Origin of the sequence: uncultured Rhodospira sp. (assembly GCF_937138205.1) — a bacterium.
Classification (GTDB): Bacteria; Pseudomonadota; Alphaproteobacteria; order Rhodospirillales; family Rhodospirillaceae; genus Rhodospira.
On sequence record NZ_CAKZOT010000084.1, the window covers coordinates 1 to 10558 of the forward strand.

Here is a 10558-nt window from a genome sequence, read left to right on the forward strand (position 1 = left end):
ACGACTACCTCGCAAGCGTCGTCACGGCATGACCCGTTCACCCGATTCCCCTGAATGCGCAGCACAAACTTGCCCTCAATGAACGTATTTTGGCAGTGCAATCTTGCGCCCCCTATCCCCCCGCCACTCCGGCCAGATCCTTCATCAGCCGGTGCAACCCCTGCAACCGCCGGGCCGCGTCGGCCCAGTCGCGCTTGACCACCAGCTTGTGGTCGGGGCGGAGTTTGACCGTCGCCGTGTTCTTGCCGATGAACTGGACGAGGCCCGCCGGGTTGGGGAAGTCGTTGCCCCGGAAGGTGATCACCGCCCCCTTCGGCCCGGCGTCGATCTTCTCGGCGTTGGCGGCGCGGCACAATACTTTGATTCGGATCACCTTGAGCAGGTTCTCGACCTCGGTCGGCAGCGGCCCGAAGCGGTCGATCATCTCGGCGGCCAGGGTCTCCACCTCGTCGTCCGCCGTCACGTCGCCGATGCGCCGGTACAGCGATAGCCGCACCCCCAGGTCGGGCACGTAGCCCTCGGGGATCAGGATCGGCGAGCCCAGGGTGATCTGCGGCGACCAGGTTTCCTCGGCCGCCTCCAGGCCCTCGCCCGAGCGGGCGGCGGCCACCGCCTCTTCCAGCAGGTGCTGGTAGAGTTCGATACCCACCTCGCGGATGTGGCCGGACTGCTCGTCACCCAGCAGGTTGCCCGCCCCCCGGATGTCCAGGTCGTGACTGGCGAGCGTGAACCCGGCCCCCAGAGTGTCGAGCGTCTGCATGACATCCAGCCGCTTCTCGGCCGCCTTGGAGAGCTTCCGGTTGGGGCGGATGGTCAGGTAGGCATAGCCGCGCGCCTTGGCCCGGCCGACGCGGCCACGCAACTGGTAGAGCTGGCCCAGCCCGAACATGTCGGCGCGGTGAATGATGATGGTGTTGACGCGCGGCATGTCGAGGCCGGACTCGATGATGTTGGTGGCCAGCAGGATGTCGTACTGCCCGTCGGCGAAGGCGGTCATGACGTCCTCAAGCTGGCGCGCCGCCATCTGGCCGTGCGCCACCGCCACCTTGACCTCGGGCACCAGGGACTCCAGCCGCTCGGCCACCTCGTCGATGTCCTTCAGGCGCGGACAGACGTAGAAGCACTGCCCGCCGCGATACCGCTCGCGCAAAATGGCCTCGCGGATCACCACCGGGTCGAACGGCAGCACGAACGTGCGCACGGCCAGACGGTCCACCGGCGGCGTGGCGATCAGGCTCATTTCGCGCACACCGGTCAGCGCCAGTTGCAGGGTGCGCGGGATCGGCGTGGCGGTCAGGGTCAGCACATGAACGTCGCTCTTGAGCTGTTTCAGCCGCTCCTTGTGGGCGACGCCGAAGTGCTGCTCCTCGTCGATGATGAGCAGGCCGAGGTTCTTGAAGTGGATCGACTTGGCCAGCAGGGCGTGCGTCCCGACGACGACGTCGAGCGTGCCGCTGGCCAGTTCTGTTTTCACCGCCGTCGCGGCCTTGCCGGTGACCAGACGCGACAGGTGCCCCACCCGCACCGGCAGTCCGGCGAAGCGCTCGCTGAACGTCTTGTAGTGCTGGCGCGCGAGCAAGGTCGTGGGCACCACCACCGCCACCTGCTGGCCCGACAGCGCCGCCACGAAGGCCGCGCGCAACGCCACCTCGGTCTTGCCAAAGCCGACGTCGCCGCAAACCAGACGGTCCATGGGCTTGCCCTTGCCCAGGTCGTCGATGGTCTCGCCGATGGCCCGCAACTGGTCGTCCGTCTCGGCATAGGGGAAGCGCGCGGCGAACTCGTCATACAGGCCCTCGGGCGGGGCGTAGGCGTCGGCCTTGCGCAGGTGGCGGGCGGCGGCCACCTGGATCAACTGCTCCGCCATGTCGCGGATGCGGTTTTTCAGCTTGGCCTTGCGCGCCTGCCAGCCGACCCCGCCCAGCTTGTCAAGCTGAACCCCGGCGATCTCGGAGCCGTAGCGGGACAGGACCTCGATGTTCTCGACCGGGACGAACAGCTTGTCCTCCCCGGCATAGATCACCCGGATGCAGTCGTGCGGCGCGCCGCCGACGGTCAGTGTCTCCAGCCCGTCATAGCGGCCGATGCCGTGATCGACGTGCACCACCAGATCGCCCTCGACCAGGGTCGAGGCATCGCGGATGAAGGAATCGGCCTTGCGCTTCTTCTTCTGCGGCCGGGCCAGACGGTCGCCGAGCACGTCCTGCTCGGCGATCACCGCCAACTCGGGCGTCTCGAACCCCCGGTCAAGGCCCAGCGCCACCAGGGCCAGGGCATCCTTGTGGGCCTTGGCCAGATCCGCCCAGCTTTCCACCGTTTCCACGGGCGCCGATCCGTGATCGCGGATCAGCCCGCCCAGCCGGTCGCGCGAGCCCAGCGAGTGCGCCGCCAGCACCACCCGCTTCCCGGCGGCAATGCGCTCGCCGGCGTGGGCGGCGACGGCCTCGAACACGTTCTCGCCGGTGCGGGCGCGCACGTCCGCGAAGTCGCGGCCCGGCCGGCCCTCCATGTCCACGGTGTCCGGGGCCACCTCGGCGGGCGCATAAGGCGACAGGTCGAACACGCGCGGCGCGGCACCGAGCAGGCGCGACCAGTCCTCATCGGTCAGGTACAGGCGCTCCGGCGGGATCGGGTTGTAGATCAGGCCACCCTCGCCCGAGCCCGACAGGGCGATGTCACGGCGGGCGGCGTGGTATTCCTCGATCTGCTCCCAGCGCGCGGCGCGGGCGGCCTCGGCGTCGGGGTCGAGGGTGACCACGGCGTCCGGCGCGTAGGCCAGCAGCGTGTCCATGCCGTCGTGGAACAGCGGCAACCAATGCTCCATGCCGGCGAACGCCTGCCCGGCGGAGATGGTCTCGTACAGCGCGTCCTCGCGCTTGGGCGCGCCGAACAGCTCGCGATAGCCGGACCGAAACCGGGCGATCGAGGCGTCGTCCAGCGTCAGTTCGCTCATCGGCTTGAGCACGACGCGCTCGGCCTCGCCCGTGGTGCGCTGGCTGACGGCGTCGAAGACGCGCAGGCCGTCCACCTCGTCGCCGAACAGATCCAGGCGCAACGGATCGGCCTGCCCAGGCGGGAACAGGTCCACCAAGCCGCCGCGCACGGCGTATTCGCCCGGCTCCATCACCTGTTCGGCGCGGACGTATCCGGTGCGGGCCAGGAAGCCCAGCAGGGCCTCCATGTCCAGCGCCTCACCTTTCACGATGGGAAAGGCGGACCCGGCCAGCGACTCGCGCGGCGGCAGGCGCTGGGTGATGGCGTTAACGGTGGTGACGATCAGCAGCGGCCCGGGCGTGGACTGGTCGGGCGGCCGCGCGGCCAGGTCGGCCAGCGTTTCGATGCGCCGGGCCAGGATGTCGGCGTGCGGCGAGACACGGTCATAGGGCACGCAGTCCCACGCTGGCAGGTCCAGCACCCGCAGGTCCGGCGCCATGAAACGGGCGACCTCGACCACGGTCGCCAGCCGCACGTCGTCGCGCGCCACATGCAGCACGGGCCAGCCCTTGCGGGCGCGGGCCAGGGCCGCGAGCACCAGGACGTCGTGGCCCTCCGGCATCCCGGCCAGGGTGACGCGGCCCGTGGTCTCGTGCAGGGCCTTCTCGATCTGTCGTTTCAGCACGGGCCGGGACTTCGGAAACGGCGGGCACACGGTGGTCCACCAGGGGGAGCGCGGACATAGCGCGTCCCACCGGCGGAAGTCAATTGATTGCACGGCCGGGGCCGCCGACGCCCGGCCGCGGCCGCGTCCAAACCGAGATCGGCGCGCCGGCCGCTCACCTAGGCACGCCGCCTTGGCGTGCGGGTCGACGATGGCGGGGTGCCGGCGATGGCCTGTGTGTCGGTGGACAGCGTCTTGATGCACGTGACGGCCGCCCGTCACGCCCCTCAAACAGCGGCGTTCGGTGTCGACCACGAGGCGGACCCGGCCGACGCCGGCGCCCGCGCGTCAGCGCACAAAAGGCAAACCGCCCCTGGCCGGAACCAGAGGCGGTCTGACACCTTGCTCTCGGCTGGATGGCTTACGCAGCTTGGCCCTTCTTCAGCCAACGCGTACCGATCAGACCACCGAGCGCGGTCAGCATGAACCACGCGGCGGCCGGCAGCGGCACCGCGTTCAGCGCAACGTCGTCGATGAACCCGCCGAACTCGTTGCCGCTGCCCACGGGCGTGGCCGCGAACGCCAGCGTATAGTCGCCAGCGGCATCAACACTGAAGGCATGGGAAATGAACTGCCAATCCGGGATCGTGCCCGTTTCATCGTACTGGGTGTTCGGATCCCACGTTTCGACGGCGCCACCACCATCGGAGAGCGTCACGGTGATCTGGTTGTCAGCCGCCGACGAGTCTTCCCGCCACGTGAACCAGTAGGTCAGATTGTAGAGCGTATTGGCCGCGAGGCTGATGGCGGTCTGATACGCGTTGCTGTTGGCGTCCGAGCCGGTGACGTCCTCGCTGTCCAGTTCGATGTAGTAGTCGCCGTCCTTCGGCGTGAAGCCGATGGCCCCCTCCGTCTGAACCTCGATTCCGGTGCCCTGATTGGAGGACCAATGGTCGATCCCCGCGTAGACATCCCAGCCCTTGTTACCGTCGGATCCCACGGAACCGTCAAGGAGCTCCGAATACGTCAGTCCATAGAGACCGGTCGCACTCTGCCCGCCGGTCGGACCCGTTTCGAAACTGCCGTTCTGGATCAGCGACGCGTGCGCGGTGCCGGCGGCCATGCTCAGCGCACCGCACATCGCAGCGATCCCAAGCGCCGTTTTCGTTCGCGAAAAGTATCTCATTGCCCTGTCTCCCTCTCCCTCGAGACCGGCTGCCTTGGTGGCTGTCCGCCGGTGCGATGAGTCTGAACTCCTGGCGGTCAACGTTTGCCCTGCTCTTCGGTGGCGCCGCCGCACGTCCCTGCTTGACGCTTGACCAGACGGATCCGGAAGCCAGCGTTCGACCTGCCCGGAAAGGCCCTTGGACGACACGTTGGGCCAGGGATGCCCGGATACAAGCAATTTTCAATAAATATCATTGTGCCGCGTTCACAGCTTGTAAACCTGTTTTTCGAGCACCTCCCCATCTGGTGGAGGCGTTCAGGGCAGGCGCCTCCACCAGATGGTGGAGGCACGCGCATAAGGCCGCACTATTTTTCGGGTCATTTGCCCACGTTTTCGGCGGCGACCTCCATCATTCGGTGGATGCGCGGGGCAGACCCGGGGGCGCCAAGCCCAACACACCGAGTCGGAATTGGCAGGCCGTGTGCACGCCTCGCCGGGGCCGCCCATGGAGTCGCGTGGCGCACAGAGGGATGCTTGGCCGTCGAGACCGGAGTCGGTCGCCGACAATTGCGGCGCCAAAGCGTTTCCACCGAACCCCAAGCTGCTTTAGATTGTGATACTCAATGGAACACCGGGCGTGGCGGATGGGTGAGATCCGCCGCGCGGAGGGGGCAAAGGGTCTTGGGCATGATGGTGTCGGTCTCCAGCGCCCGCGCGTTGACGCTGGCCGCGATCTACGTCGGCCTGGCGGCGCTCTGGATCCTGTTCTCGGACGCGGCGCTGCGGGCCGTGGTACCTAGCGTCGAGGACTATGCCGTCTGGTCCATCGCCAAGGGATGGGCCTTCGTCGCGGTGACCGGGCTGTTCCTGTTCTTCGGCACGCGCGCCATGCTGCGCCGGGGCTGGGCGGAGGGGAATCAGGCGCGACGCCTGCTGGCCTGTTCCGGCGATGGCATCTATGGCGTGGATGTGGCCGGCACCTGCACCTTCGCCAACCAGGCGCTGGCGGACATGCTCGGGCATTCCTCGCCCGACGGCCTGATGGGCCAGCCCATGCATGATCTCCTCCATCCCCGCCGTCCCGACGGCGCGACGTATCCAATGATGGCGTGTCCGGTGCATGGCCGCATTGCCGCCGGCGAGAGTTTCCGCAACATCCGCGAGGTCATGGTCCGCCGTGACGGAACCCGGATCCCGGTGGAGGTGTCCGGCGAGCCCCTCACCGACGATGCCGGCCGGCTGATCGGCGCCGTGATCACCCTGCGCGACGTGGCGGCGCTGGAGCAGGCCCAGGCGGCCGTGCAGGAGAGCGAACAGAGGTTCCGCCGCCTGTTCCAAAACGCACCCGTGCCCTATCAGTCGCTCGACGCCGACGGCCACGTGATCGCGATCAACGACGCCTGGCTCGACGTGCTGGGCTATCGCCGCGAGCAGGTGATCGGCCAGTGGTTCGGTGATTTCCTGGCGCCGGCGGACCGCGACCGCTTTCCGGCCCGGTTCGAGGCCTTCAAGGCGCAGAACATCGCGCGCGGGGTCGAGTTCGACATGATCACGGCCGACGGGGATGCGCGCCGCGTCTCGTTCGAGGGGCGGGTCGGACGCACCCAGGGGGGCGAGTTCGTGCAGACGCATTGTGTCCTGACCGACCTGACGGAACGGCGCGCGTTCTTCTCCGCCCTTGAGAACAGCGTCGAGGGCATGGCGAAAGCGGATGCCGAGCTCGTGCGGTTCAGCCAGGTTGTGGCCCACGACCTCCAGGAACCGGTGCGCGAGGTGGTCAGCTTCCTCGATCTGCTGCAGCGCCACGCCGGATCGGCCTTGTCGCCCGACACCAAGGACTACATCGGGTTCGCCCAGGCGGCCGGCCAACGCATGAAACAGCATTTGCTGGCCCTGCAAAGCTTCGTCCAGGTGGTCACCCAACGTCAGGCGTTCGTTCCGGTCGCGCTTGGCCCGGTGGTACGGGACGCGCTCGCCTGTCTGGATGCGGACGTGGTGTCGTTGCGGGACCACGTCACGGTGGGCGACCTGCCGACCGTGACCGGCGATCCCGGATTACTGCGGGTGCTGTTTCGGGGCCTGCTCGACAATGCGTTGCGCTACACGCGGGCGGGTGTCGCGCCCGAGGTGACGGTCGACGCCACGGTCGACGACGAGGGCGCCGTCGTGAGGATCGGCGACAACGGCCGCGGGATCGAGACCGCCATGCGCGCCCGGGTGTTCGAGGCCTTTGTCCGAATGCCGGCGCCCGGTGAGCCGATCTCGGCCGGGATGGGACTAACGGTCGCGCGCAAGATCTGCGGCATCCACTCGGGTGACATCTGGATCGAAGACAGGAGCGACGATACCCCGGGCACGGTCGTCTGTGTGCGCCTGCCGCGCGCGGGCGCATAGGCCCGTCGCGATCCGCTTTATGGCCGCCGCCGCAGCATGGCACGCAGGTCGTCGAACCGGGCCGCGCCGGTCACCTGCGCGGCGGTGCCGTAAACGATCACTCCCCCCGCCACCAGCCCGGCCAGGGCCAGCGGCCGCCACGGATCGCCGGCGGCCAGCGGGTCCGTCAGCGCCCAGGCGCCGGCCCACAGCGCCACGCTCATCAGGGCCGTGGCCCCGACAATGCGGGGCAGGCGTTCCCGCAGGCGCGCGTCCACCCCCAGGTGTCCGCGCCGCTGCAGCACCCAGGCCAGCGCCGCCGCGTTGCCCCAGTTGGACAGCGACGCCGCCAGGGCGATCCCCACGTGTCCCCAGACCTGCATCAGGATCACGTTGAGGACGATGTTGGCGAGCATGGCGGCGGCGGCGATGCGCACCGGCATCACCGTGTCCTCGCGCGCGAAGAAGGCCTGGGCCAGGATCTTGACCAACACATACGACGGCAGCCCCGTGGCGAAGGCGACCAGCGCCCCCGCCGTCGCCGCCGTGTCGGCCTTGGAAAAGGCGCCGCGTTCGAACAGGGTGCCGATCACCGGGCCGGGGATGACCATCAGCGCCGCCGCCGCCGGCAGGGTGAGCAGCAGGGCGACCTCCAGCGCCCGGTTCTGGTCGTTCCGCGCGGCCGTGTGGTCGCCCGCCTTCAGGCGCCGCGACAGGGCCGGCAGCAACGCCGTGCTGACCGCCACGCCGACAACCCCCAGCGGCAACTGCGTCACGCGGTCGGCGTAGTACAGCCACGAGACGGCGCCGTCGGCCAGCAGCGACGCCAGAATGGTGCCGATCAGCAGGTTGATCTGGTACAGGCTGCCGCCCAGCACCACGGGCACGACGCGCTTGCCCAGCAGGCGCACGCGTTCGGTCAGGCGCGGCACCACCGGCCACAGCGTCATGCCGACCCGCCGGCAATGCCAGAACAGCCACGCGAACTGGATCACGCCGGCGGCGAACACGCCCCAGGCCAGCGCGTGCCCGGACGTCTCCAGGACCGGGGTCAGGCCGATCAGGGCGGCGATCAGGGTCAGGTTGAGCAGGATGGGCGCCGCCGCCGCCGCCGCGAAGTACCCCAAGGAGTTCAATACCCCCGACTGCAACGACACGAGGGAGATGAACAGAAGGTACGGAAAGGCGATGCGCGTCAGTTCGGTGGCCAGTTCCATCTTGCCGGGCACGGCGTCGAAGCCCGGGGCGATGACAACCATGACCACCGGCATGAACACTTCCAGCGCCGCCGTGAACACCAGCAGGATCACCGCCAGCACGCTGAAGGCCCGGCGCGCGAACAGATGCGCCGCCGCGCGCCCGTCGGTCTCGATCAGGCCGGCGAAGATGGGCACGAAGGCCGCCTGGAACGCGCCCTCGGCAAACAGGCGGCGGAACAGGTTGGGGAAGCGAAAGGCGACGAAAAAGGCGTCGGACACAGTGCCGGCGCCCAACATCCCGGCCACCAGGATGTCGCGGATGAAACCGGTGACGCGGCTGAGCAGGGTGTAGCCACTCACCGTGGCGATGGAGCGCAGAAGGGCCATGGGGCGCTGCATAGCCGATCGCGGGCCGGGGCGGAAGAGACGACGCGCTTATGGCTCCGCGCCGGCCAGCACCACACGATTCCGGCCCTGGCGTTTGGCCTCGTACATGGCCGTGTCGGCGGCGCCGAGGAGCGCGTCGCTGTCCGTCCCGTCCAGTCCGGATTCGGCCACGCCGAAGCTGGCCGTGATGTGCAGCGAGGTGCCGTCGGGAGCCATCATGCCGTGTTCCATCACCCGCCGACGCAGCTTGTCGGCGATGTGGGCCGCCTGCTGGCGCGTCGTCTCGGGCAACAGGATCACGAACTCCTCGCCGCCATAACGCGCGACGAAGTCCATCTGGCGGACGTTCTGCTTGAGGAGTGTGGCGAACTGGACCAGGACCTCGTCGCCGAATTGATGGCCGAATTTGTCGTTCACGGACTTGAAGCGGTCGATGTCGCAAACAACAACGGAGAAATGCCGCCCTTTCCGAATCGCGCGCGCGATTTCCATATTGAAGTATTCTTCGAGGGCGCGGCGGTTGTGCGTCGACGTCAAGGGATCCGTGCGCACCATCGTCGCGAGTTCATTCTCCAGCGTGTCGCTGGCGATCCAGATGATCAGCAGCGAGGTGTAGGAGGCGATGATCTGCGAGGCGATCACCGTCATGGTGCTCAGCGTGCCGGCGTTCATGAAGTCGAAGAGGGGCGCTTCGGTGACCGTCCACACCGCCCGGATCCCGTGAAGGAGCGCGAACGCCGAAAAGACCCCGATCAGGAACGTCATGAGCAGGCGGTCATAGGCCTTGCGCACCCTGAAAAAGGCGTAGACGGCGATCAAGGAAAATAGAGCGCAAAACGCGGAGCCCTCGATGATTCTCGCGTTGACGCTCGGATGAACATATGTATGGAAATACAGCATTCCTATGAAGATCAGGATCAAAACCACCGCGATTTGATTAATGCCTCTCACGTTGATGTCCAGAAAGCGCAACAGCCCCTTCAGCACCACCGCAATCGAGATATAGATCATTGAGTTCGCGACAAGGATCGACAGGAAATCGTCGATGTAATTCCGAAGGGCCAGGAGAATATACCCCGTGCCCAGCAGAATGAATCCAACCGCGACCGTATATATGCCGCAAAATCTTTTGTGCTTATAGGCGTAAAAGGTCAGCGCGATTCCAAAAAAGAACGAGACCAAGAGCGAGACAAACAGCGCCGTTCGAATATCCAGATCGTCAAGCATTGCACGCGTTACTCGGGATGTGGGTCACTTCAGCGGACCCGTGTCCTCCTCGCCCCGGCTTCGAGCCGCCGTGGCAGCCGATCGCCCTGGTCCGCGCACGGGCGTCCAAGCCACCCACAACTATACCTCCAATGATGTCAAATGTCCGGATGGAAAATGGGTGAAACCGTGATGCTCGCTCCTGCGGCCTCGCGGGAGGCGGTTGATTGTGTTCGGGGTTGGGCGGTCAGGCCGGCCATGCCGCACAGGCACCTTCCCACCTTGCATCATCGGCCACCCGTCACAAGGGCCGCACAGTTAATACCGCCCGAGGATTGGATTGACTCGTCCGGCTGGTCGCTTCGGGGCGCCGGTGATACCGAGTCTTTGTTTTTTCGCCGCAGCGCCCCTTCGGGGCGCGCGGCTCCGCGGCTTCGCCGCGCCGGCGCAGTCGCGCCGGCCGTCCGACGAATGAAGTCAGTTCATTCGTCGGACGGTATAACGTGAAGGGACCTCGAAAACTTCACAGGCTCCACTCTCAGTCGGGAATTTGCCTTGGCGAAGTCATGACCCGCGGAACGTGTCAACGACTTTGAGACAGTCGGATTGGGAGATTAAGCTCTGTTG

Annotated in this window: 5 protein-coding genes; 1 reads left to right on the forward strand and 4 read right to left on the reverse strand. The window is 67.1% G+C overall.

Annotated elements, in window-relative coordinates:
* Positions 1–112 precede the first annotated feature (112 nt).
* Together mfd and Q0309_RS12060 are read right to left on the reverse strand one after the other, a co-directional pair.
* Positions 113–3556 carry a transcription-repair coupling factor gene (mfd, locus tag Q0309_RS12055; RefSeq protein WP_299441145.1) on the reverse strand — a complete coding sequence of 1148 codons (3444 nt, stop codon included), beginning with the start codon at positions 3554–3556 and terminating at the stop codon, positions 113–115.
* A 463-nt stretch (positions 3557–4019) separates the two neighbouring features.
* The gene (locus Q0309_RS12060) at positions 4020–4721 is read right to left on the reverse strand and encodes a VPLPA-CTERM sorting domain-containing protein (RefSeq protein ID WP_299441133.1); all 702 of its coding nucleotides are present in this window, start codon (positions 4719–4721) and stop codon (positions 4020–4022) included.
* A gap of 732 nt (positions 4722–5453) precedes the next feature.
* Between Q0309_RS12060 and Q0309_RS12065 the strand changes: the two genes are divergently transcribed.
* A complete protein-coding gene (locus Q0309_RS12065; protein WP_299441136.1) occupies positions 5454–7160 on the forward strand; it encodes a PAS domain-containing sensor histidine kinase in 1707 nt (568 codons plus the stop codon).
* A 17-nt stretch (positions 7161–7177) separates the two neighbouring features.
* Here Q0309_RS12065 and murJ read toward each other — a convergent pair whose 3' ends face one another.
* Together murJ and Q0309_RS12075 are read right to left on the reverse strand one after the other, a co-directional pair.
* The gene (gene murJ / locus Q0309_RS12070; protein WP_299441139.1) at positions 7178–8725 is read right to left on the reverse strand and encodes a murein biosynthesis integral membrane protein MurJ; all 1548 of its coding nucleotides are present in this window, start codon (positions 8723–8725) and stop codon (positions 7178–7180) included.
* A 48-nt stretch (positions 8726–8773) separates the two neighbouring features.
* Positions 8774–9952, reverse strand: a complete 1179-nt coding sequence (locus Q0309_RS12075; RefSeq protein ID WP_299441142.1) for a GGDEF domain-containing protein — start codon at positions 9950–9952, stop codon at positions 8774–8776.
* Positions 9953–10558: the final 606 nt, after the last annotated feature.